The organism is Roseinatronobacter monicus (assembly GCF_006716865.1).
GTDB classification, from domain to species: Bacteria; Pseudomonadota; Alphaproteobacteria; order Rhodobacterales; family Rhodobacteraceae; genus Roseinatronobacter; species Roseinatronobacter monicus.
In genome coordinates this window covers 1,714,655-1,737,496 of the sequence record NZ_VFPT01000001.1, presented here as the reverse complement: position 1 = coordinate 1,737,496, position 22,842 = coordinate 1,714,655, and the positions used below count along the sequence as shown (strand labels likewise).

The window sequence follows — 22,842 nt, the reverse complement described above, 5'->3', positions numbered from 1 at the left end:
CGCAGACGCAAGAGGGGGGATGCATTTGCACTGGTGGGCAGGTTGCCGCAGTGGCAGGGTGCGCCGAGGTAAAAATGACGGAGTAATTGCGCAATGGTCCCTGACTTCACGAAATATGCGCTGATCATGTTGGCGGCGGGGATCGGTGTGCCGGTTCTGGCGGCCCTGAATGCGCAAATGGGTGCGCGCATCGGATCGCCCGCAGTGGCAGGGGCGGCGATGTTCCTGATTGCCTGTGTCACTGCGATTGTGGTGGCGGCAAGTCTTGGTCAGACGAGCGCCTTTGCGCGGCTTGCCGATCAGCCGCGCCATCTGTTCATCGCGGGGCTGTTGATTGCCTTTTATCTGCTGTCAATTTCATGGGTGGCCCCAAGGTTCGGGGTCGGCAATGCGGTCATGTTTGTGCTGGTGGGCCAGATCATAGCGATAAGCCTGATTGACCATTTCGGCCTGTTCGGCGCGCGCCTGCGCCCATTGGACATGACGCGCACAGGGGGAATTGTGCTTTTGGCAATCGGTGTGATTTTGGCGCAGCGCCCCCCGACCTAGCCAGAGAGGGTAACACAGGTCGCCCATTGAATTGATCAGTGTCAAAGACAGGTTTTCACAAAACGGTTACCGGTTCTCTCAGACATTTGCCCAAAGCAGGAGAAACCCATGCCCGACGTCGCGATCAGCCCCCCAAACACTGCCATGAGCGAAACACAGGCGGGGCAGGATTCATTGACCACCCCTGCCATTGGGTCTGATGGTACGCCGCTGGATACAACGGCGACTAAGGCATTCCCGGCGCCGGGCATACGCCTGAAGACTGCGCCCAAAGGGCATAGCTGGAAGCCTGACCCCGCAACCTTGACCACCGAGGAGATCCGCAAGTTCTTCGAGTCTGATCGCTACCCGTATCGCTACAAGCTGGCGCGCAAGCCATATGAAGACGAAAAAGCGCTGTTGCAGGCGGAATTGCTGAAAGTGCAGAAATGGGCCATCGAGACGGGCGAGCGGTTTGTTTTTCTGTTCGAGGGGCGTGATGCGGCTGGCAAGGGCGGCACAATCAAACGTTTCAACGAACATCTGAATCCCCGCTTCGCGCGGGTGGTCGCGCTGAACAAACCCTCCGAGACCGAGCTGGGCCAGTGGTATTTCCAACGCTATATCGAACATCTGCCAACGCATGGGGAAATGGTGTTCTATGACCGCTCTTGGTATAACCGCGCAGGCGTTGAGCGGGTGATGGGCTTTTGCACGCCGACGGAGTATCTCGAATTTATGCGCCAGGCCCCGGAGTTCGAGCGGATGCTGGTGCGGTCGGGTATCAGATTTTACAAATACTGGTTCTCTGTCACGCCGGAAGAGCAACGCCGCCGCTTTCTGTCGCGTGAAACAGACCCGCTGAAGCGCTGGAAGCTGTCGCCCATCGACAAGGCCAGCCTTGGCAAATGGGATGAATATACCAAAGCCAAAGAGGCGATGTTCTTTTACACCGACACCGCCGATGCACCTTGGACGGTAATCAAATCCAAGGACAAGAAGCGCGCGCGGTTGGAATGCATGAAGCATTTTCTCTCGACACTCGATTATCCGGACAAGGACAGCTCCATAACGGGCACCCCTGACCCTCTGATCGTGGGACGCGCAAGCCATGTGGTCCTGTCGGGTGTCGAGCTTGATCATGTGATGGGCGGCAGTGCGACCTAGTATTGGGGGGTGAGCGCGCAGCTTTGACCAAACGGGTGGGTGCGCAGCTACGGCCGCGTATCTTTTCTCACAGCCGCGCACGGTCTCGCTTGAAACCCCTACGGCAAGACGCTAATCACTGCGCGCAACGGATGGGTGGCCGAGTGGTTTAAGGCTCTGGTCTTGAAAACCAGCGTACGTGAGAGCGTACCGTGGGTTCGAATCCCACCCCATCCGCCAATCTCTCGTTTTGATGTTGGTTTTCAGCCGGTTACATGCGTCGCCACGAGATGCCTCATCGGGTTTCATGAACTTGCAGCTTTGTTGGCTTTTCAACTCACTGCTGCTTTTGGGAAATGTCGTGCAATACTTGGAGCAAAGGCGCGAAAGCGTAACTTCGTGCCCCAACTGATTTCGCGTTTCTACGACGTCCTTCGCAAAGCCCTGAGAAAACGCCATATTTTATTGGGTTTTTTGGTGACCCCGACAGGATTCGAACCTGTAACCTGCCCCTTAGGAGGGGGCTGCTCTATCCAGTTGAGCCACGGGGCCACGTATGCGCCTCGCAATATCGCCTTTTCGCGGTGCTGTCACCACCGAGTTATCGCGCTCAAAATCAAGTGCTTGGCCGCCGGGAATTGTGGCGCTAACATGGGGGCATTCAGTATCAGACAGAAAGATCGCCCGTGCCCCCTTATCTGCCCCCAGAAGCGCATCGCCCCCTGACCTTGCGTGACGTATCCGAAGCAAGCGGCGTTAGTGAAATGACGGTCAGCCGGGTGTTGCGCAACCGTGCAGACGTGTCGCCCGCGACGCGTGAAAGAGTCATCGCTGCGGCCAAAATGCTGGGCTATGTGCCCAACAAGATCGCGGGGGCATTGGCAAGTCAGCGGGTCAATCTGGTGGGCGTGGTGATCCCGTCGCTGTCAAACATGGTGTTTCCAGAGGTTTTGGGCGGGATTTCGGCCGCTTTGGAGGATTCGGGGCTGCAACCGGTTTTCGGCGCAACCGATTACAAGGCCGACCGCGAAGAGAATGTGCTCTATGAGATGCTGTCATGGCGCCCTTCCGGTATGATCGTAGCCGGGTTGGAGCATACGGATGTGGCGCGCGCGATGCTTGCGAATGCTGGCATTCCGATTGTCGAGATCATGGATATCGACGGCGAGCCGGTTGATTCGATGGTCGGTATTTCGCACAAGCGCGCAGGGCGCGAGATGGCCGAGACCATTCTGAATGCGGGCTACAGAAAGATCGGGTTTCTTGGATCGAAGATGCCCGATGACCACCGTGCGCGCAAACGGCTGGAAGGGTTCTCCGAGGCGTTGCAGGCGGCGGGGCTGGAACTGGCCGAGGTCGAGCATTACGCAGGGGGATCGTCGTTGGCCAAGGGGCGCGAGATGACGGCCTCAATTCTGTCGCGGCGCCCGGATCTGGATTTTCTTTATTACTCCAATGACATGATCGGGGCAGGCGGGCTGCTATACTGCCTTGACAAAGGGCTGGATGTGCCGGGAAAAATCGGGCTTGCGGGGTTCAACGGGCTGGAATTGCTGGATGGGTTCCGTCTGCGACTGGCCACAACAGATGCTTGCCGCCGCGAAATCGGCCTGCGCGCCGCTGAGATTGTGGCGGGCAAGAACAGTGACGGTGTTATCGGTTCAAAACACATCGAACTGTCACCTATCGTCAACCGGGGCGACACAATCCGGTAGCGGGGCTACTGCCCGCCATCTTGCCTGTCCAAGGGCTTCCCCTTGTTGCGCGAGGGCGCTACATACGGGCGAACTCTCGGGATGAATGGGGCGGGACAGATGGCAATGGACAAGAATTTCGACGCGAAATCCGCAGAAGACCGGATCGCCGCTATGTGGGACAAGGCCGGTGCGTTTCGCGCAGGGGCCAACAAGCGGCGCGATGACGCGTTCAGCATAATGATTCCCCCGCCCAATGTGACCGGCAGCTTGCATATGGGCCACGCGTTCAACAACACGTTGCAGGATATACTGGTGCGCTGGCACCGGATGCGCGGGTTTGACACGCTGTGGCAACCAGGACAGGACCATGCGGGTATTGCGACCCAGATGGTGGTCGAGCGCGAACTGGCGAAAGAGGGCAAGAAGCGCACCGATTTCACACGCGAGGAATTTCTGGCGCGTGTCTGGGAATGGAAAGCGCAATCGGGCGGCACCATTATCGGGCAGTTGCAGCGCTTGGGCTGCTCACTGGATTGGGACCGAAATGCCTTCACCATGTCGGGCGCGCCGGGCGCACCCGCGGGCGAAGAGGGCAATTTCCACGACGCCGTGATCAAGGTGTTTGTGGATATGTATAACAAAGGCCTGATTTACCGTGGAAAAAGACTGGTCAACTGGGACCCGCATTTTGAAACAGCGATTTCCGATCTTGAGGTCGAGAATATCGAGACGGACGGCCATATGTGGCATTTCAAATACCCGCTCGCGGGCGGGGTCACATATCGCTACATCGAGAAAGACGCGGAAGGCGCTGTAATCGTGGATGAAACCCGTGATTACATAAGCATCGCCACGACGCGGCCTGAAACCATGCTGGGCGACGGGGCGGTGGCTGTTCATCCATCGGATGAGCGTTATGCGCCAATTGTCGGAAAACTATGCGAAATTCCGGTTGGCCCGAAAGAGCATCGCCGCTTGATCCCGATCATCACCGATGACTACCCGGACCCGAATTTCGGGTCTGGCGCGGTCAAGATCACCGGCGCGCATGATGCCAATGACTATGGCGTGGCCAAGCGCGGCGGGATTCCGATGTACCGCCTTATGGATACCCGCGCGCAGATGCGCGACGATGGCGCGCCCTATGCCGAGGCCGCCGCGATTGCGGGGGCTGTGGCGCGGGGCGAGCAGGTGTTGTCAGAGGCAGAGGCCGATGCACTGAACCTCGTGCCCGACCATCTGCGAGGCTTGGACCGCTATGCGGCGCGTAAGGCGGTTGTGGAAGAAATCACGGCCGAGGGGCTGGCCGTGATGACGCGGGCCGATGACCCACTTCTGGGGCGCAAGCTGGGCGAAGATGACGACCCCGCCGCGCCCGTCGCCTTGGTCGAGGCGAAGAAGATCATGCAACCCTTTGGGGACCGCTCCAAAGTTGTGATCGAGCCGATGCTGACCGATCAGTGGTTTGTGGATGCGGAGAAGGTTGTGGGGCCAGCACTGGACGCAGTGCGCGATGGTCGTGTGAAGATCATGCCGGAGAGCGGCGAGAAGACTTATTATCACTGGCTGGAGAATATCGAACCTTGGTGCATTTCGAGGCAGTTGTGGTGGGGGCATCAGATCCCGGTTTGGTATGGACCGAGCAAAGAGCAAGTCGCAGAGTTTAGGGACAGAGATCGTAGCCAGCCTTTTGTTGTCAAAGACATAGTAGATTTCTGTGCAGCGACAGAGGACGAGGTCTTTGCAAAAGCAATAGACTATTATGGGGATAGCTTCTGCATCAAAACCAGCAATTTTTCGGTATCCCGAGACGTTGACTATGTTCCGATTGGTGGCGCAGACGAAAAAACGATTGAATTGTCACGCGACCCCGACGTCCTAGACACATGGTTTTCCTCGGGCCTCTGGCCCATCGGGACGCTGGGCTGGCCGGAGCAGACGGATGAGTTGAAACGTTTCTTCCCGACATCGGTGCTGGTCACGGGGCAGGACATCCTGTTCTTCTGGGTCGCGCGGATGATGATGATGCAACTGGCGGTCGTCGGCGAGATACCGTTTCACCATGTCTATCTGCATGGGCTGGTGCGCGATGCCAAGGGCAAGAAAATGTCCAAGTCCTTGGGTAATGTCGTTGATCCGTTGGAAATCATTGACGAATACGGTGCGGATGCGTTGCGCTTTACCAATGCGTCGATGGCCAGCCTTGGCGGTGTGCTGAAGCTGGATACGCAGCGCATTGCGGGCTATCGCAATTTCACCACCAAGCTGTGGAATGCCTGCCGCTTTGCCGAAATGAACGGGGTTTGGGAGGGGCACCGCACGCAAGCGGCGCCGCCCGAAGCGCACGCCACAGTGAACCGCTGGATCATTTCGGAAACCGCGCGCGTGCGCGAAACTGTTGATGCGGCGCTGGCGGAATACCGATTCAACGATGCGGCCAATGCGCTCTATGCCTTTGTCTGGGGCCGAGTGTGTGACTGGTATGTGGAATTTGCCAAGCCGCTCTTTGATGGCGCAGATGCGGATGAGACACGCGCGACAATGGGGTGGGTGCTGGACCAATGCATGATCCTGCTGCACCCGATGATGCCCTTCATCACTGAGGAGCTGTGGGGGCTGACAGGGCAGCGCGACAAGTTGTGTGCGCATGCCGACTGGCCCGAATACGGCGCTGGTCTGGTTGATGCAGAGGCCATGCGCGAAATGCGCTGGGTGATCGGGCTGATTGAGGGGGTGCGCTCGGCGCGGGCGCAACTGCGTGTGCCGGTTGGGTTGAAGCTGAACATGGTGCAGCTTGAACTTGATGCGCAGGGCCGCGCGGCGCTGGCGCGCAACATGGCGCTGGTAATGAAGCTGGCGCGGATTGCATCGCTGGAGGAAATCGACCGCCTGCCCAAAGGCTCTATCACGGTGACGGTGGAAGGGGGCACATTCGGCCTGCCACTGGAAGGCGTGATCGACATTGCCGCCGAGCGTGACCGGCTGGAGAAGACCTGCGCCAAGGCCGAGAAGGAACTCGGGGGCATAGAGGGGCGCTTGCGCAATCCGAAATTTGTTGCAAGTGCGCCGGATGAGGTTGTCAGTGAAGCGCGCGAACGGGCGCATGTTCTGGGTGAAGATCTGAACCGACTGCGCGCGGCCATTGCCCAGCTTGATGGCGTGATGTGAAATCAAGGGGGGCGTGCTTGCCCCCCATCGAGGGGGGACGCGCCCGCGTCGGACCAAAATGGCCCTCCCGCATAAATTCAGGTGTCGGGATATGTGGTCAGGCGGGCCGGTTGGAAATCGACGCATATGGCGCGCATATCGGGCAGGGACAACATGCTTTGGGTGCAATGGCAGTAGCTGGTGCTGCCTTCGGTTTCGCAATGATTGCAATCCGCGCACGTTCCAAAGACAGGTGCATTCCGGGCCTGCGCCAGATCGGATATCGCCTGACCCAGCGCATCGGCCAAGGCGCCCTGTGTCTCGGGTTTGAGGCGTGACAACACCTGACGCAGATCACGCATAGGGTCATGGCGCAGCAGATCATGGCCCGCTTCGGTCACATCCAGCACGGTGCTGCGCCCGTCAGACTGGTGGGTGCGGCGGCTCAGCAGGCCCAGCGTCACAAGTGATTTCACTGTTTGCGACGCCGTGCCCCGCGTGGTGGCATGGTATTGCGAAAACCCCGAAGGCGTGCGCGAGAAGCGGTTTGCATGCGCGAAGTAGCGCAGGGCTGTCCATTGCGCGCCAGTCAGGCTCGGGTGTCCTTCGGCGGGCGCAGTGCATGCCCCGGACGCCTGTCCCAAGCGGGCCAGATACACAATCAGATCCGCAAGATCACTGCCGGGGTCAGAGTTGGGTTTTGTCATGGACGATAGATAATCCTGCGAGGGCGCGTTGACAAGCTGAAGCGCGAAATGGTAGCGTATCGAAACTATATCGAGTCGATACAAAAAGGCGTATCTTATGGAACCCCGTGACCCAAGCACCAGCCGTTTCATCCGCGAGGCTATGGCCAGCGAGATGCTGGATGCCGAGACAGAACACGCCCTTGCCATCGCGTGGCGTGATGAGCGCAATGAGGCCGCATTGCACCGCTTGATTACGGCCTATGCACGGCTTGCGATTTCGGTGGCAACGCGGTTTCGCCGGTATGGCATGCCGCTGGATGATCTGATCCAGCAGGGCAATCTTGGCCTGATGCGGGCTGCCGAAAAATACGACCCCGAGAATGGTGCGCGGTTCTCGACCTATGCGGCATGGTGGATTCGCGCCTCGATGCAGGAATATGTCATGCGCAACTGGTCTGTGGTGCGCACGGCAACCAACGCGTCGCAGAAAAAGCTGTTCTTCCATCTGCGCAAGACATTGGTGAAGCTGGATGATGGCGAAGTCCGGCGCGAGAACCTGAGCAAATCGGTCGCGCGCGAGTTGGATGTGCCTGAAGAACAGGTAGAAATCATGCTGGGACGCATGGCAGGGCAGGACTTGTCGCTGAACTCGCCGCAATCTGATGGCGAGGAAGGGCGCGATTGGCTGGACACGATCGAAGATCCCAGCATCCAGACCGAGGCCCGCGTGCTGGGCGATCTGGAGGCGCAGCGCCGGCGCAAAATGCTATATTCCGCCGTTGAGGACTTACCGGAGCGCGAGCGCCGCATCATTGCAGAGCGCCATTTGAATGACAGCCCGCGCACCCTGTCTGATATCGGTGTGGAACTGGGCATCTCGAAGGAGCGCGTGCGCCAGTTAGAGGAGCGTGCGATGTCGCGCATCACGACGGCTGTGCGACATGCCGCGCAGGAAGGAATTCCCGCTTGAACCGCGCTGTGTGACATGTAACCAGCCTCTTACACGACGTAAGGGGTCATTGGGTGCCACACAGCAAACAGAAATTGCGCAGGCGGGGGATCATTCTCTCGGGGATAGTCGGCGTTGTCATCACGGTGCTGCTGTTGATCCCGATCTCTGGCCCAGACACGTCCAGTTCCGCCATTGGCATTGATAAGGCAGTTCATTTTCTGTTTTTCTTCGCGCTGGTCGTGCCGGTCCTGTCGTTTTATCCGCGCGCATGGGTCTGGGTTGTGCCCGTGGCCATCGCCTATGGCGGGATGATCGAGGTCATTCAGCCCTATTTCGGGCGCGGTATGGAGCTTGGTGATTTTGTGGCCAACTCACTGGGTGTGATTTCGGCTGTGCCGGTCTCGCGTTGGGCGCATAAACGCTGGTTAAAACCGCGGCAGGTGCGCAAGCGTGAAGGGGCCAAGCGCGACGACTGAATCGCGGACATTCAGCGTCAGGGTGATCTGAGTGCTGCCTGATTGTGCCTGCGAGCCCAGAAAAAGGCCCGCCATCATGGCCGCATCACCATCGATTGTGCCTGTTTCAACCAACAGCGCATGCAGGACACGCCAATCTTCAAGTGTGAGAGAGACCGTGCCGTCAAGCCCGCCCGTCTCGGCGCGCGCCAGTTGCCCGGTCCCTGTTACACGCATCTCGCCCCAGTCAAGGCGCATGGATTGGATATCCATGCTGTGCGGCAGGGGCATCGGGCTGTTCAAAGTAAGCGGCGCGTCGAACTGCGTGTCTGCGGTCAGCGCCAGATAAGCGATCTGATCGGGGTGACTGCCCCTTGGGTCAATTGCCTGCCGCAATTCGGGCGACAGATGGAGGCCTTGTGCTGCAAGGCTTAGATCATATCGGTCAGGCGCGGTCCGCTCCATCGTCACGCGCAGACTGTCCATGTCTTGCAGCAAGAGCGGGGGCGTGGCGGTTGCGGAATCAATATTCAGCGCCGCGGTCACAATGCTCAGGCTCTGATCCACCGAGAGATTGGCCACCATTGCATCGTGTTGCAACTCAACCGGCTGGCCTGCGTAATCCACGCTGTGGATGGGTGAAAATCTGGCGCTAATCTGGTTTGGCCGATAGCTGGCCGATTCAAATTCCACATGGGGCACGTGCCAGACAACCGAGCGGTCATCATTTTGCCAGCGCAGATCTGCCCACTCGGTGCGAAATGCCAAAGGAAAACCCGAGACCTTGCCGGATTGCGCATCAATTCTGTGTGTTTGCGCAAGGGCATCAGGGCCAATTCGGGCGATCGTCTGAGCGGAAATCACCCAATAGCCCGCAAAGACTGCACTGCCGATGATACAGATTGTCAGGATCACACGCATTTGCCCGGCCTCTCTTTTGTCTTGTTACAAATCCGTTTACATCGGAACCCGAAGGAAGGGCCAGTCACATGCACGCGCGTCAATCAGTTTGGGTGTTCGGATACGGGTCGTTGATCTGGGAGCCGGGCTTTGCCTTCTCCTCGCGCCAGATTGCGCGGTTGGAGGGGTATCAGCGCAGTTTCTGTATGCGGTCTATCCATCACCGGGGGACTGTGGCGCATCCGGGGCTTGTGCTGGCGCTGGACGAAGGTGCGGGCGACTGTGAAGGCGTGGCCTTTGAAATTCCGGCGGGCATTGCAGAAGAAAGTCTTGAATACCTGCGCGCGCGCGAGTTGATCTCGGCCGCCTATCTGGAGGCCTGCGCGCCGGTGCAGTTGCGCGACGGGCGGCAGGTCGAGGCGGTGACCTATGTGATTGACCGCGCACACGAGCAATACTGCGCGGGGCTGTCACTGGAAGATCAGGCGCAGATTATCGCGGGCGCTGTGGGTGGGCGCGGTCCCAACTATGAGTATCTGTTCAACACCACCGCACATCTGACCGAATTAGGCCTGCGTGATGCCCAGCTTGATTGGCTGGCCGCGCGGGTTCGGGCGTTGCGCAGCTAGAATTTCAGCGCGTGATGCAGGATGACAGGGACGACGAGTTCTTCTTCATCGATCAGATGGCGGTTCAGAAACCGCTCGAACCCGTCCAACTGCGTCAGCATCTTGCCCGCGCTGGCTTTTGCGTCGGCGTTGCGGTTTTGCAAGGCGCGCAGATGGGTATTAGCCGCTTTGGTCAGTCCTGCGAGTTGGGCGTCCAGCGCATGATGGTCGTTATCAAGCAACTCGAACCCGTGTGACAGCCGCTTTTCGGACGCAGAGAGCACTGGAAAATAATGGGCATCCTCGATCTGGTGGTGCCCGTGCAGCTCATTGATCAGAAATCCCCCAATCCGTCCGGTCAACTGCCCATGTGCGCGCGGGTCGCGCCCCTTGTCCAGAAAACCGCGCGTGTCTCCTTGCCATTGCTTCAACGCCTTGCGGAACATCAGGTGCCGTTCCAGCCAGAAGCGAGTCAGGCCGTCAAAATTCCTGTGGCTTTCCCACATGTTGCGCGGATACTTTTCCAGCAACACGCGCAGCGCATCGGGCAGGCGGTCGCGCCGTCCAAGGTCGGTTTCAAACATGCTGGTCCTTATCTGTCATCTTTTGTTTGCGCGTGCGGGTATTCGCGGGCGCGACGTTTTGCGACAGATAAACCCTTGGCATGCGTGGTCAATGCGCAGGCGCGCTATGACGGGCAAAACGCACGGAAGGTGGTGCAGGGTCAGAGTATCTCGACACTCTGGATGGTGGGCAAATGGCGCGCGATTTCATGCCACAGCGCCCCTTCATCAAAGGACGCAAAGACCGAGCCGCTGTTCGTGCCGAAATATATGCCTGCCGGATCGGCCTTGTCTGTGGCCATAGCCTGACGCAAAACAGTGAAAAAACAAGAACTTTGCGGCAACCCTTCGCGTTGGTCTTGCCAGCTTTCACCGCCATCTGTGGAATGCCAGACTGCCGCTTTTGCATCCGGCGGAAAGCGGCCTTCCATGTCACCATTCAGCGGAATGACCCAGATTTTCTGCGGGTCTTGCGGGTGTACGGCAATGGGAAAGCCAAAGCTAGAGGGCAGCCCTTCGGTCTTGTCTTCCCAGCTGCGCCCCCCATCGGGGCTGCGCCAGACGCCGTGGTGGTTTTGCTGATACAGCAAATCGCCATCCCCTTGCGGTGCGCGCACAAGGTTGTGCACGCAATGGCCCGTCTCACCGCCAGAGGGGGCGGCGGGATGATGGTAATGCACGCAGCTTTCCGTGTTGGACAGGCGGTTGCGCCGGTCCCATGTCGCGCCGCCATCTTCCGTGGCGAATATTCCGGCTGCGGAAATGCCGACCCATAGCTTTTCGGGGGTGCTCTGGTCCGAGGCGATGCTGTGTAAGATCAGACCTGCCGCACCCGGTTGCCATTCGTCACGCGAGGGATTCGCGCCCAGTCCCGAAACCCGCGCAAATGTCGTGCCATTGTCGTGGCTGACCAGCAGATCAGCGGGTTTCGTTCCGGCATACAGCCTGTTGTTTGAATGATGCAACGACCAGATTTGCGAAAATTCGGCCTCAAAGGGGAAATCCTGTTTCTGCCAGCCGATCATAGCCGCGAAATCGGCGTCGTTTTCGGCCCAGTCATCCATCTGGCCGCCCGTCAGGCGTGTGAGCGTCCATGTTGCGCCGCCATCGACTGAATGCCAGATGCCCGCCCCGAACCATTCACCACCCCCAGCAGCCCAGATATGGCCTGAGGCGCTGTCGCCGATCACATGGTTGATGGGCCAACCATCGCAATGGGGGCCGGACACTGTGAAGGCGCCGTCAGGCTGCTGATGCAGCATGAAGGCGCCCTTTGTCGTTCCCACAAGCACAGTCCGCGACATCGCAATCTCCGACAAGACTGCGTCAGAATGTCGTGCTTTGTGGCGCTTTGGTCAAGCCTGCGGGTCAGACGGTGGCGTAAATCTGCGCAATCCGGTCCACCGCCGCCTCAAAGCTGAGTTCCTCGCTCTCGCCGCTGCGGCGCGAGGTCAACTCGACCACGCCCTTTGCCAGCCCGCGCGGGCCGACAGTTATGCGCCACGGCAGCCCGATCAGGTCCATGGTGGCGAATTTTGCGCCCGCACGTTCCGAGCGGTCGTCATAAAGCGGCTCCAGCTCCTTGGCGACCAGCGCCTTGTACAGGCCGTCGCAAGCCGCATCTGCCTCCGCATCGCCTTGCTTGAGGTTCACGATTCCGCAATGGAACGGCGTCACACCTTCGGGCCAGATAATGCCCTTGGCATCATGGCTGGCCTCAATGATCGCGCCCAGCAGGCGCGAAACGCCAATGCCGTGGCTGCCCATGTGAACAGGCGTGCGCTGTCCGTCCGGGCCAACAACTGTGGCCCCCATTGCCTCGGAATATTTGGTGCCGAAATAGAAGATCTGACCCACTTCGATGCCGCGCGCGCTGCGGCGGCGTTCCTCTGGAACTTGGTCCTGAAACACAGTGTCGTCATGGGTCTCATCCGTGCGCGCATAGCGCGAGGTGAATTCCTCCAGCACGGCCTGACATTCGGGGACGTTATCGTAATCCACGGCGCGATCCCCGAATTTCAGATCGGTGATTTCGCTGTCATAAAACACTTCTGACTCGCCCGTTTCGGCCAGCACAAGGAATTCATGCGTGTAATCGCCGCCAATCGGGCCACCATCGGCGCGCATCGGGATCGCTTGCAAGCCCATGCGTTCATAGCTGCGCAGATAGCTGACCAGATGGCGGTTATATGCGTGCAGCGCTGCTTCCTTGTCGAGGTCGAAATTATAGCCGTCTTTCATCAGGAATTCACGGCCACGCATCACGCCGAAACGCGGGCGCACCTCATCGCGGAATTTCCACTGGATGTGATACAGCGTCAGCGGCAAATCCTTGTAGCTGTTCACATGGGCGCGGAAAATATCGGTGATCAGTTCTTCATTGGTCGGCCCGAACAGCATGTCGCGCCCGTGCCGGTCCTTGATGCGCAGCATTTCTTCGCCGTAATCGTCATAGCGGCCGGATTCGCGCCACAGATCAGCAGATTGAATGGTTGGCATCAGCATAGGAATATGGCCCGCGCGGGTTTGTTCCTCATGCACGATCTGCTCAATGCGGCGCAGAACCTTGTAGCCCAGTGGCAACCACGAATAAATGCCTGCTGAGGATTGCTTGATCATGCCCGCGCGCAGCATCAACCGGTGAGAGACGATCTGCGCCTCAGACGGGGTTTCCTTCAGCACAGGCAGAAAATAGCGGGTCAGGCGCATGGGTTTGCCTCTCTTGAATGACGATACCGGTCAGGGTTTAGGCGAGACTGGGGGCAGGGGCAAGGTGTGTCGCCCCCTCTTGGCGGCACGCGCGCAAGCGACTAAGACAAGGGTCCGCCATTAAAGGACGCCCCATATGCAAGACCCCGCACAGCGCATCACACAAGAGATTGCCAATGAGATCAACGCGCGGCCCGCGCAAGTCGCGGCGGCGATTGGCTTGCTGGACGGGGGTGCGACTGTGCCTTTCATCGCGCGTTACCGCAAAGAGGTGACAGATGGACTGGACGACACGCAATTGCGCAACCTGTCGGACCGGCTGAGTTATCTGCGCGAACTTGATGCGCGGCGCAGCGTGATTCTGGGCTCGATCCGCGAACAGGGCAAACTGACCGATGCCCTGACCCATGCGATTACGACCGCCCAGACCAAGGCCGCGCTGGAAGATATTTACCTGCCCTTCAAGCCCAAACGCCGCACCAAGGCGATGATCGCACGTGAAAACGGGCTAGAGCCGTTGATGCAGGCGATTCTGGCGGACCGCATGGCCGAGCCAGAGGCGCTGGCGCAAGCCTTTGTGAGCGAAGCGGTGCCCACAGTGAAAGCCGCACTGGACGGCGCGCGCGATATCCTGACCGAAGAGTTGAGCGAGAATGCCGCCCTGTTGGGCAAGCTGCGCGATTTCATGCGCAAGGAAGCCTTCATCGCCGCCCGCGTCATGCCGGGCAAAGAGGCAGAGGGAGCCAAGTTTTCCGACTATTTCGACCATCAAGAAAGCTGGGCCACCATCCCCTCGCACCGCGCGCTGGCAATATTGCGCGCGGCCAAGGAAGAGGTCGTGACCATCGACATCGCACCCGACCCGGACACGGGGGTGGAGCGCGTGCAGGCCATGATCGCCGCCGCTATCGGCATTCCGGGCAATGGGCCGGGGGATGCGTGGTTGCGCAAGACCGCTGCATGGACATGGCGCGTGAAGCTCAGCCTGTCGATGTATGCCGATCTGATGGGCGAATTGCGCCAGCGCGCGCATGAAGATGCGATCATGGTTTTTGCGCGCAATCTGAAGGATTTGCTGCTTGCAGCCCCCGCCGGGCCGCGCGCGACCCTTGGGCTGGACCCCGGTATCCGCACAGGCGTCAAGGCAGCGGTGGTTGATGCGACAGGCAAGTTGGTGGCAACCGACACGCTCTATCCGTTCCAGCCAAAGAACGACCTGCGCGGCGCACAGGCGCGTGTCTTGCAACTGATTGCACAACACAAGATCGAGTTGATCGCGATCGGCAACGGCACTGCCAGCCGCGAGACGGAACGCATGGTCGCGGATGCCTTGAAGGCCATGCCACAGGGGGCCGCGCGCCCCACAAGTGTGATCGTGTCAGAAGCGGGCGCGTCGATTTACTCTGCCTCGGAACTGGCGGCCAAGGAATTTCCTGATCTGGATGTCAGCCTGCGCGGGGCAGTGTCCATTGCGCGGCGCTTGCAAGACCCTCTGGCCGAACTGGTGAAGATCACACCTCAATCCATTGGTGTGGGGCAGTATCAGCATGATGTTGACCAGCGCCGCCTTGCCCAAAGCCTTGATGCGGTGGTTGAGGATGCGGTGAATGCGGTGGGGGTTGATCTTAACATCGCTTCGGCCCCGCTGCTGGCGCGGGTGGCGGGCTTGGGCGCGTCGCTGGCGCAGGCCGTTGTCGCGCACCGCGATGCGCAAGGGGCGTTTGCCAGCCGCAAGGGATTGTTGAAAGTGCCGGGGCTGGGGCCAAAGGCGTTCGAGCAATGCGCGGGTTTCTTGCGCATCCGCGACAGTGCCGAGCCGCTGGATGCCACATCTGTCCACCCCGAAGCCTACGGTGTGGCACGCCGGATCGTGCAGGCTTGCGGGCGCGATATTCGCGCGATCATGGGACAGCCCGAAGCGTTGAAGGGCCTGCGCGCGCAAGACTTCGTGGACGAGACATTCGGCCTGCCGACTGTGCGCGATATTCTGACTGAACTGGAAAAACCGGGTCGCGACCCGCGCCCCAGCTTTGTCACGGCGCGCCTGACGGATGGGGTGGAAGATATCAAGGATTTGCGCCCCGGAATGCTGATGGAAGGGACAGTCAGCAATGTTGCGGCCTTTGGTGCCTTTGTCGATATCGGGGTACATCAGGACGGGTTGGTGCATGTCAGCCAATTGGCCGACCGTTTCGTGAAAGACCCGCATGAGGTGGTCAAGGCAGGCGATGTCGTCAAAGTGCGCGTGACCGAGGTGGATGTGGCGCGCAAGCGCATCGGGCTGAGTATGCGCAAGGATGGCGGCGCTGATACAAGTGGCGCGCATTCGCAAAAGGACGCAAAACCGCGCGGGCAGCAGACTGGCAAAGCCGCCAAACCTGCACCGCAGCCCGCAAAACAGGCAAAGCCGCAAACGCCAGAGAGTCAGGGCGCTTTGGGGGCGGCGTTGTTGCAGGCCATGCGCGGCAAGACCTGACCTTCAGGGGCGGGATGCGCTGACCAACTGGCCCCATAGGTCGTATTCGCCTGCCTCGTCAACTTCCACGCGGACGATATCACCGACGCTTATGGCGTCGGTGCCTTCGTCAATGAACAGGTTGCCGTCGATTTCGGGCGCATCGGCTTTGGTGCGGCATGTGGCGATGCCGTCAGTGTCGATATCATCGACGATCACATCCATGTGCTGGCCGACCTTGGCGGCCAGTTTCGCCTCGGAAATGGCCTGTGCTTTGGCCATGAAACGGTCCCAGCGGTCGGCTTTCACGTCATCGGGCACATGGTCTGGCAGCGCATTTGAGCGCGCGCCTGCAACGTTTTCGTACTGAAAACACCCCACACGGTCCAGTTGCGCCTCGTCCATCCAGTCGAGAAGGGTCTGAAACTCTGCCTCTGTCTCGCCGGGATAGCCGACGATGAAAGTCGAGCGCAGCGTGATCTCGGGGCAGATGCTGCGCCACTCGGCGATGCGGTCAAGGGTGCGTTCCGCCGCTGCCGGGCGCGCCATGCGCCGCAGCGTGTCGGGATGGGCGTGCTGAAATGGGATGTCCAAGTAAGGCAACACCAGCCCTTCGGCCATCAGCGGAATCAACTCGCGCACATGTGGGTAGGGGTAGATGTAATGCAGCCGCACCCATGCGCCCAGACTGCCCAAATCGCGTGCGAGATCAGTAATATGGGCGCGGTGCCCGCGGTCGGATTTATGCTGAATATCCACCCCGTAAGCGGATGTGTCCTGACTGATCACCAGCAATTCCCGAACACCCGCCTCAACCAGCTTTTCTGCTTCACGAACAATGGCATGGGCGGGGCGGCTGACAAGTTTTCCGCGCATATCGGGGATAATGCAGAACTTGCACTTATGGTTGCAACCCTCAGATATCTTTAGGTAACTGTAATGACGCGGAGTCAGGCTGACGCTGGTGGCGGGCATCAGGTCGATGAACGGGTCTGGGCTTGGCGGCACAGCGGCATGCACGGCATCAAGCACAGCCTCATATTGGTGCGGGCCCGTTACGGCCAGAACCTTAGGGTGCGCGCCGGTGATATATTCGGGTTCCGCGCCCAGACAGCCGGTGACGATGACGCGGCCATTCTCGCTAAGGGCCTCGCCAATCGCATCAAGGCTTTCGGCCTTGGCGCTGTCCAGAAACCCGCAGGTGTTGACGATCACGGCATCCGCACCTGCGTAGTCGGCACTGATCCCGTACCCTTCGGCACGCAGCCGCGTCAGGATGCGTTCGCTGTCGACCAGCGCCTTGGGGCAACCGAGCGAGACCATGCCGATGGTCGGCTGTCCGGTACGCGGTGTGTCGCGCAAAAGCGCGCGCGGGGCGAGGTCGGGGCGAAGACTGGGCGGGTTTTGACTCATGCGCGGCATATACGCTGCCGCAACAGTTCTGGAAAGGCTTTCACACAGGTTTTTCAGCGATCAGCACGCTATAGGTCAGGCAGGCTTGCGTATCGCCGGAACGCGGGCCTGCACCTTCGATCATATAGGGGCCTGTCAGCCCGCCGACGGCATTACGGATCAGGTATTTGGGCATGACATGGCGCAGCATGCGATATTTCCATGACTTGAAGAATTTGGCCGAACGCCGTTGCAGCACACGCATGCCCGCAATGGAATGATCTGTAATGTCGTCAGAGCGCAGGATGACCAGCCCTGCGCGGACAAGCGCTGCTTCCCAATCCTCGATTTGCCAGAAGCCGTTTGTGACGGCAGTGGTCACTTCAAACAACCGCGCCGCTGTAATCACATCGGGCGGGGCGCTGTGGAAATCGGCGCGGCGAAAGCCGTCATACATGACAAACCGCCCACCGGGCACAAGCGCTGCTGCGATCTGGCGCGCGACATTGTCCAGATCGGATGCATAGCAGAGCGTCTCGATCCCGAAAATCACATCAACGCCAAAAAGGGATTCCGGCACAGCCTCGTATGACCCTTGCTGGAAATCGACATTCTTCAGATCAGCGGCATTCTTGGTGGCGGTTTTGATGTGATGCGCCATCAGGTCCAGACCTGTGAAGTGCACATCCGGGTGATCCGGCGCGAGGGCGAGGGTGTTGAACCCCATGCCACTGCCCAATTCGAGGACTTTTTTCGCACGGGTTGCCTGTATCTGCGCGGCCACTTCGCGGCCTTGGGTCAGATACCCGTCCGGGTCAAATTGGCCGTTTTCATTCAGCGCGATATGCATGCACCCTTTTTGGGAATGCACCCGATTATATCCCAGTTCAGATTGAATGTAGTAGGGGCTGATGATGTCGCGCCCCTCATCGGCCAGAATAGTGTCAATCCCGAAGGTCCGGTCAATACGTGTCAGGGCTTCAGACAGGGGCATGCAAAACGGCGTGTCTTTGGCATGGGGCGTGATGGGCGCTGAAACAGGTGTCACTCGGTACTCCGGAAAATTGAATTAAATATCGGTCCGTGGCTGAACGAAAAATAGCAGGTGCGCGGGTTACAGGCAACTCCGCGGCGCGCCGCAGCGGTGCATCAGGCCTCTGGGGCGGTACTATGGACTTTAATTTCATCATATAGCCTGCTGATCCGCCACGCTGTTGGCGGTTTCATACGTGCGCGCAAGCGTTGCAGCGTCCATGCAGGGGGGGCAGATGCCGCCGAAGGATGCGGGGCCAGATGCCATCGGCTTTCCACACCCGCTGTGCCGCCATTCTCCGGTGTCAGAACCAGCCCCAGAACAGTGCTGTCGCGGGCCTGAATGCGGCGGCGGTCCAACCCTGCCTCGGCAGCCAGATGCAGCCGCCGCAGCGGGGTCAGCGCCAAAGGGCTGGCAAGTTCCATCACCACCAGCGCCACAGCACCGGAACGCAGCGCTTCCTCGGCGCAGGCGAGTGAGTCGGCCTCGCGGGGTGATTCGACAACGATCAGCCCCTCTGGGCTGACCCAGTCACAAAGCGCTTGCGGGTTCACGCGGTCGGCCTTCCAGTCTGGGCGTATCCATATGACCGGTGCACTGGGGGGCTGTTGTGCCATGATCCAGACCGCCAGCAACTGCCGCGCAGGCCCGCATAATTCATGCGTGCGACCGGGATGCAGTTTCAGGATCTGCGCCAGCGGCTGCGCAGATGCCGTGTTTGGCAGGGCCATGGATTGAAAGGACATGATATTTGTTCCTTTTTTGTTTCAATCTATCACAGTCTTGATGCTGGGCAAGATTGTTCCTATTCCCCATGAACACAGATGCAGGCCGGGCGCAGATTTGCTAGGCAGGTGCCAATACGGTCACAAAGGGAGCTTCGAGATGAGACATTTCATTGCGATAGGGGCACTGCTGCTGGGGGCGTGCCAGATGACGGATGTCGCGGATGAGCCTGAAACCTGCATGGCCGCAGAGTTTCAACAGTATGTGGGCCAGCCTCTCTCTGCGTTGGACAAGGACGAATTGCTCCAGCCAGACCGCATTATCGGGCCAGACACGGCTGTCACGATGGATTTCAGGCCGGAACGCCTGAATGTTGAGCATGACGATGAACGTGTTATCACGCGAATCTATTGTGGCTGAAATCGCGGCTTTTCCTGCGGATAAAACCCGTTAGATTGCGCAGCAACACACAGACGGGAAAGATTACAATATGCAGGAACTCAAGCTTGGGCACTCGGATCTGATGGTCTCGCAGTATTGTCTGGGGACAATGACCTTCGGCACCCAGACCGACGAACAAGACGCGCATCGTCAACTGGACATGGCGCGCGATGGCGGGATCAATTTTCTGGATGCAGCAGAGATGTATCCGGTCAATCCCGTACTGCTGGAAACCGCTGGCGAGACCGAGGCGATCATCGGGCGCTGGATGGCCAGCCGCAAACCAGATGATATGGTGATTGCCACCAAGATCACGGGGGCCGGCTCGAACGCCGTGAAGGATGGCGCCCCCATTTCACCTGCGCGCATGCGTCAGGCGGTCGAGGCGTCGCTGCACCGTTTGCAGGTAGAGTGTATCGACATCTACCAACTGCACTGGCCCAATCGCGGGTCGTATCATTTCCGCAAGGGCTGGGGCTTCGACCCGTCTGGCCAGAACCGAGACGAGACGCTGGCGCATATGCGCGACATCCTCATCTGCGCGCAGGAGTTGATCTCGGAAGGCAAGATCAAGCATCTGGCGCTGTCAAATGAAAGTGCGTGGGGGCTGGCCACATGGCTGCATCTGGCGCAAACGGACGGGTTGCCAAGGGTTCTCAGCCTGCAAAACGAATATTCGCTGCTTTGCCGCATGTTCGATCTGGATCTGGCCGAGGCATGTGTGAATGAAAATGTGCCCCTTCTGGCCTATTCGCCTTTGGCGGCGGGGCTGCTGACAGGAAAATACGCAGGCAATGTCACCCCCGAGCAGTCGCGCCGCGCGCGCAATCCCGATCTGGGCGGGCGCGTGACCGGGCGTGTCTTCGAGGCCGTGTCCGGTTATCTGGCCGTCGCCCATGAATTCGGGCTGGACCCGGTGCATATGGCCATTCAATGGACCTGCTCGCGCCCGGCAACGACCCTGCCGATCATCGGGGCCACCACATCGAAGCAACTGGCGCATATTCTCGCCGGGCGCGAGGTTGTTCTGGAAGACGAGGTCAAGGCCGCAATCGACCAGTTGAACCGTGCCATGCCGATGGTGTTTTGATGCTGTCAGGGGTGCAGGGGGTTTTGTTCGACAAGGATGGAACCCTGTTTGACTTCTCGGCAAGTTGGTCGGCTTGGGCTGCGTCCTTGCTGCACCATCTGTCAGACGGTGATGCGGCACGCGCGCGCGCCATGGCGCAGGTGATCCGCTTCGACCTTGCGGCGCAAGAGTTTCTGCCCGACTCGCCCGTCATTGCAGGCACGATGGACGAACCTGTGCGCCTGCTTGGTCCCTTGTTGCCGGATTGGTCGACAGACGCGTTAAAGACCTATCTGTTTCGCCGTGCTGCACAGGCCGAAATGGTGCCTCCAATCCCGCTTGCCCCCCTGATGCAGGATTTGCGCGCGCGCAATCTGGTGCTGGGGGTTGCCACGAATGACGCCGAATCCATCGCCCGCGACCATTTGCGGCAAGCGGGCATTCTGGATCAATTTGCGCATGTGCTGGGCTATGACAGCGGCTTCACGCCCAAACCCGCGCCCGATATGTTGCTGGGCTTTGCCAGATTTGCCGGATTGAACGCGCGCGCGGTGGTGATGATTGGCGACAGCACGCATGATCTTGTCGCAGGGCGGGCGGCGGGTATGCAGACCATTGCAGTTCTGACCGGCATGGCCGGCGCGGCCGAGTTGGCCCCTTATGCGGATCATGTGGTGCCAGATATCGGGCATTTGACGCAATTGCTTGCGTGATCCGCCTGCGCGCCTGACGTCAGGCAGTCGTGTCCAGCCAGATTGTGACGGGGCCATCATTGACCAGATGCACGGCCATCTCTGCGCCAAAGCGCCCCGTCTCGACCTGCACGCCCTGCGCGCGCAACGCCTCTGCAAAATGCAGATACAGCCGCTCCCCCTCTGCCGGGGGCGCGGCGGTCGAGAAACCGGGGCGATTGCCGCTGCGGGTGTCTGCGGCCAATGTGAACTGGCTGACCACCAGCGCAGTGCCGCTTGTATCTTTCAGCGCCAGATTCATCTTGCCTGCCGCATCACGAAAAATCCGTAGCTTGTGGATTTTCAGCGCCAGCGCTTCTGCCGCCGCTTCAGTGTCGCCCTGCATCGCACACACCATAATCATCAGCCCCGGCCCGCATGCGCCGATGGTTTCGCCAGCAACCTCGACCCGCGCCTGCGTCACCCGCTGGACCAATGCGCGCATTAGCCGCCCATTTCAGCAATGAAAAAGGCCAGCGCCAGCAAGGCCAGACCGGCCAAAACCGCGCCCGCAATCTTCGGCCAGGACCAGGGGCGTTCACCCTGAACCCGCCCGGTCTGGCCATTGACGATAAACCGGTAGCTCTTGCCGCGGTAACGATAGGCGGCCATCCAGATGGGCAAAAGCAGATGCTTGAACCGCTCGTCGCTGTAATCTGTACTGAGTGATGAAATGCGCTGCTCGTCACCGCCGATATCGCGGCAGATATCGGCACGGATCTGCTCTTCCATGCGTTCCTTTGCGATCTCGAACCCGTCAGGCAATTCAACAGTATAGGCCTCTGCCCTGAAACCGGACAGATAGTCTGCATTATAGGGCTGAAGGTCTGCCATGGTCCAAGGTTCCAGCCGTCGGATATTGGCACGCGGCAGCGATTGTGCGGCCATGACCAGCAGATCCAGAAACTTCCGCGAGACCTGCCCCGATGCTGCACTCCAGCGCGTGCGCCGCACGCGCCGCCGGTTTTTGCCGGTGCCCGTCGTGACATAGTAATACGTCCCGCGCTGACCTGAATAGCTGGACCGTGTTGCGACATCGAAGGCCCAATAGGGCACATATAACCCGTTCAACTTGCCTGTGCTGCGGGCATATTTCGCCAGTGTCGACGGGGCGAACCACAACCCTTTCAACCATGCCGACATCTTGTCATGCGCATCGCGCTCGCTCAGCTTGAAGGCCAGAATTGCGTGTGGCTTGATATGCCGGTGTGTCCCTGTATCCGTCACAACAGGACTGGCGCAGAACGGGCATTCTGCGGAATGCACATGCTCTTCAAACTCGACCTGAGCTCCGCAGGTCGCGCAATTCACGACCGTTGTCTCTTCAATCTCCTCGGGTGGCAGAGCATTGGCAACCGCGTCATGATAATCGACCGATTGCAATGCGGTCCCGCGGGTTGCGTCATCCATCTGCGGGATGGGTTGTTCATGACCACAATAGGCGCAACTCAGCCGCGCCTGTCCCGGCTCGAACCGCAAGGACGCGCCGCATTGCGCACAGGGGAAGCGGTGTTCTTGTTGTAAGGTTGCCATTCCCTGTCCTGCATCTTGCGGGCCGTGACCCGGCCTCTCATCCCAACGGCAAGCCTCATTTTCTTGCC

21 protein-coding genes and 2 tRNA genes are annotated in these 22,842 nt (G+C 59.6%); 12 read left to right on the top strand and 11 right to left on the bottom strand.

Going from position 1 to position 22,842, the window contains the following annotated elements; genetic code table 11:
• Positions 1–93: 93 nt before the first annotated feature.
• From BD293_RS08225 to BD293_RS08215, 3 genes are all read left to right on the top strand, one after another.
• On the top strand, positions 94–549 hold the full coding sequence (locus BD293_RS08225) for a DMT family transporter (RefSeq protein WP_142080725.1): 456 nt from the start codon (positions 94–96) through the stop codon (positions 547–549).
• 108 nt (positions 550–657) lie between these two features.
• Positions 658–1,695, top strand: coding sequence for a polyphosphate kinase 2 (gene ppk2, locus BD293_RS08220; protein ID WP_246086250.1), 1,038 nt, complete (start codon positions 658–660; stop codon positions 1,693–1,695).
• A gap of 129 nt (positions 1,696–1,824) precedes the next feature.
• A tRNA-Ser gene (locus tag BD293_RS08215) sits at positions 1,825–1,914 on the top strand.
• A 235-nt stretch (positions 1,915–2,149) separates the two neighbouring features.
• Here BD293_RS08215 and BD293_RS08210 read toward each other — a convergent pair.
• Positions 2,150–2,226 (bottom strand) — tRNA-Arg (locus tag BD293_RS08210).
• A 134-nt stretch (positions 2,227–2,360) separates the two neighbouring features.
• On the opposite strand from BD293_RS08210, the gene BD293_RS08205 reads away from it, so the two are divergent.
• The gene (locus BD293_RS08205) at positions 2,361–3,389 is read left to right on the top strand and encodes a LacI family DNA-binding transcriptional regulator (protein WP_425467922.1); all 1,029 of its coding nucleotides are present in this window, start codon (positions 2,361–2,363) and stop codon (positions 3,387–3,389) included.
• Positions 3,390–3,488: 99 nt separating this feature from the next.
• A complete protein-coding gene (locus BD293_RS08200; protein ID WP_142080723.1) occupies positions 3,489–6,539 on the top strand; it encodes a valine--tRNA ligase in 3,051 nt (1,016 codons plus the stop codon).
• A 77-nt stretch (positions 6,540–6,616) separates the two neighbouring features.
• Here the strand turns inward: BD293_RS08200 and BD293_RS08195 are convergent, their stop codons facing one another.
• A complete protein-coding gene (locus BD293_RS08195) occupies positions 6,617–7,225 on the bottom strand; it encodes a MarR family winged helix-turn-helix transcriptional regulator (protein ID WP_142080721.1) in 609 nt (202 codons plus the stop codon).
• Positions 7,226–7,322: 97 nt separating this feature from the next.
• On the opposite strand from BD293_RS08195, the gene BD293_RS08190 reads away from it, so the two are divergent.
• Both BD293_RS08190 and BD293_RS08185 read left to right on the top strand, forming a co-directional pair.
• Entirely contained in the window at positions 7,323–8,177 is an 855-nt protein-coding gene (locus BD293_RS08190; RefSeq protein ID WP_142080720.1) for an RNA polymerase factor sigma-32, read from the top strand.
• Between the two features lie 53 nt (positions 8,178–8,230).
• A complete protein-coding gene (locus tag BD293_RS08185; protein WP_142080718.1) occupies positions 8,231–8,635 on the top strand; it encodes a VanZ family protein in 405 nt (134 codons plus the stop codon).
• Here BD293_RS08185 and BD293_RS08180 read toward each other — a convergent pair.
• Positions 8,585–9,535: a DUF2125 domain-containing protein gene (locus BD293_RS08180; protein ID WP_142080716.1), complete on the bottom strand. Its 951-nt coding sequence runs from the start codon at positions 9,533–9,535 to the stop codon at positions 8,585–8,587. The genes BD293_RS08185 and BD293_RS08180 overlap by 51 nt on opposite strands.
• 68 nt (positions 9,536–9,603) lie before the next feature.
• On the opposite strand from BD293_RS08180, the gene BD293_RS08175 reads away from it, so the two are divergent.
• The gene (locus BD293_RS08175) at positions 9,604–10,143 is read left to right on the top strand and encodes a gamma-glutamylcyclotransferase (protein ID WP_142080715.1); all 540 of its coding nucleotides are present in this window, start codon (positions 9,604–9,606) and stop codon (positions 10,141–10,143) included.
• Here the strand turns inward: BD293_RS08175 and BD293_RS08170 are convergent.
• The 3 genes from BD293_RS08170 to proS form a co-directional block, all read right to left on the bottom strand.
• Positions 10,140–10,706 (bottom strand): hemerythrin domain-containing protein, encoded by a 567-nt coding sequence (locus BD293_RS08170; protein ID WP_142080713.1) that lies wholly within the window; start codon positions 10,704–10,706, stop codon positions 10,140–10,142. The two genes, BD293_RS08175 and BD293_RS08170, sit on opposite strands and share 4 nt — an antisense overlap.
• 140 nt (positions 10,707–10,846) lie before the next feature.
• Positions 10,847–11,989: a beta propeller repeat protein gene (locus BD293_RS08165; RefSeq protein ID WP_142080711.1), complete on the bottom strand. Its 1,143-nt coding sequence runs from the start codon at positions 11,987–11,989 to the stop codon at positions 10,847–10,849.
• A gap of 64 nt (positions 11,990–12,053) precedes the next feature.
• Positions 12,054–13,394, bottom strand: coding sequence for a proline--tRNA ligase (gene proS, locus BD293_RS08160; RefSeq protein WP_142080709.1), 1,341 nt, complete (start codon positions 13,392–13,394; stop codon positions 12,054–12,056).
• Between the two features lie 136 nt (positions 13,395–13,530).
• Between proS and BD293_RS08155 the strand changes: the two genes are divergently transcribed.
• A complete protein-coding gene (locus tag BD293_RS08155) occupies positions 13,531–15,870 on the top strand; it encodes a Tex family protein (protein ID WP_142080707.1) in 2,340 nt (779 codons plus the stop codon).
• Between the two features lie 3 nt (positions 15,871–15,873).
• On the opposite strand, the gene rimO is transcribed toward BD293_RS08155, so the two are convergent.
• The 3 genes from rimO to BD293_RS08140 all read right to left on the bottom strand — a co-directional run bounded on the left by rimO (position 15,874) and on the right by BD293_RS08140 (position 19,020).
• Positions 15,874–17,262, bottom strand: coding sequence for a 30S ribosomal protein S12 methylthiotransferase RimO (gene rimO / locus BD293_RS08150; RefSeq protein ID WP_170207192.1), 1,389 nt, complete (start codon positions 17,260–17,262; stop codon positions 15,874–15,876).
• A gap of 40 nt (positions 17,263–17,302) precedes the next feature.
• On the bottom strand, positions 17,303–18,289 hold the full coding sequence (locus BD293_RS08145; RefSeq protein ID WP_142080704.1) for a class I SAM-dependent methyltransferase: 987 nt from the start codon (positions 18,287–18,289) through the stop codon (positions 17,303–17,305).
• A 101-nt stretch (positions 18,290–18,390) separates the two neighbouring features.
• On the bottom strand, positions 18,391–19,020 hold the full coding sequence (locus BD293_RS08140; RefSeq protein ID WP_142080702.1) for an ImuA family protein: 630 nt from the start codon (positions 19,018–19,020) through the stop codon (positions 18,391–18,393).
• Positions 19,021–19,159: 139 nt separating this feature from the next.
• Between BD293_RS08140 and BD293_RS22665 the strand changes: the two genes are divergently transcribed.
• From BD293_RS22665 to BD293_RS08125, 3 genes are all read left to right on the top strand, one after another.
• Positions 19,160–19,420: an I78 family peptidase inhibitor gene (locus tag BD293_RS22665; RefSeq protein ID WP_170207086.1), complete on the top strand. Its 261-nt coding sequence runs from the start codon at positions 19,160–19,162 to the stop codon at positions 19,418–19,420.
• 70 nt (positions 19,421–19,490) lie between these two features.
• A complete protein-coding gene (locus tag BD293_RS08130; RefSeq protein ID WP_142080698.1) occupies positions 19,491–20,531 on the top strand; it encodes an aldo/keto reductase in 1,041 nt (346 codons plus the stop codon).
• Positions 20,531–21,223: an HAD family hydrolase gene (locus tag BD293_RS08125; RefSeq protein ID WP_142084431.1), complete on the top strand. Its 693-nt coding sequence runs from the start codon at positions 20,531–20,533 to the stop codon at positions 21,221–21,223. Before BD293_RS08130 ends, BD293_RS08125 begins: the two co-directional genes overlap by 1 nt.
• A gap of 19 nt (positions 21,224–21,242) precedes the next feature.
• On the opposite strand, the gene dtd is transcribed toward BD293_RS08125, so the two are convergent.
• Positions 21,243–21,686, bottom strand: coding sequence for a D-aminoacyl-tRNA deacylase (dtd, locus tag BD293_RS08120; protein ID WP_142080696.1), 444 nt, complete (start codon positions 21,684–21,686; stop codon positions 21,243–21,245).
• On the bottom strand, positions 21,686–22,774 hold the full coding sequence (locus BD293_RS08115; protein WP_142080694.1) for a TFIIB-type zinc ribbon-containing protein: 1,089 nt from the start codon (positions 22,772–22,774) through the stop codon (positions 21,686–21,688). The genes dtd and BD293_RS08115 overlap by 1 nt, the downstream gene beginning before the upstream one ends.
• Positions 22,775–22,842 lie beyond the last annotated feature (68 nt).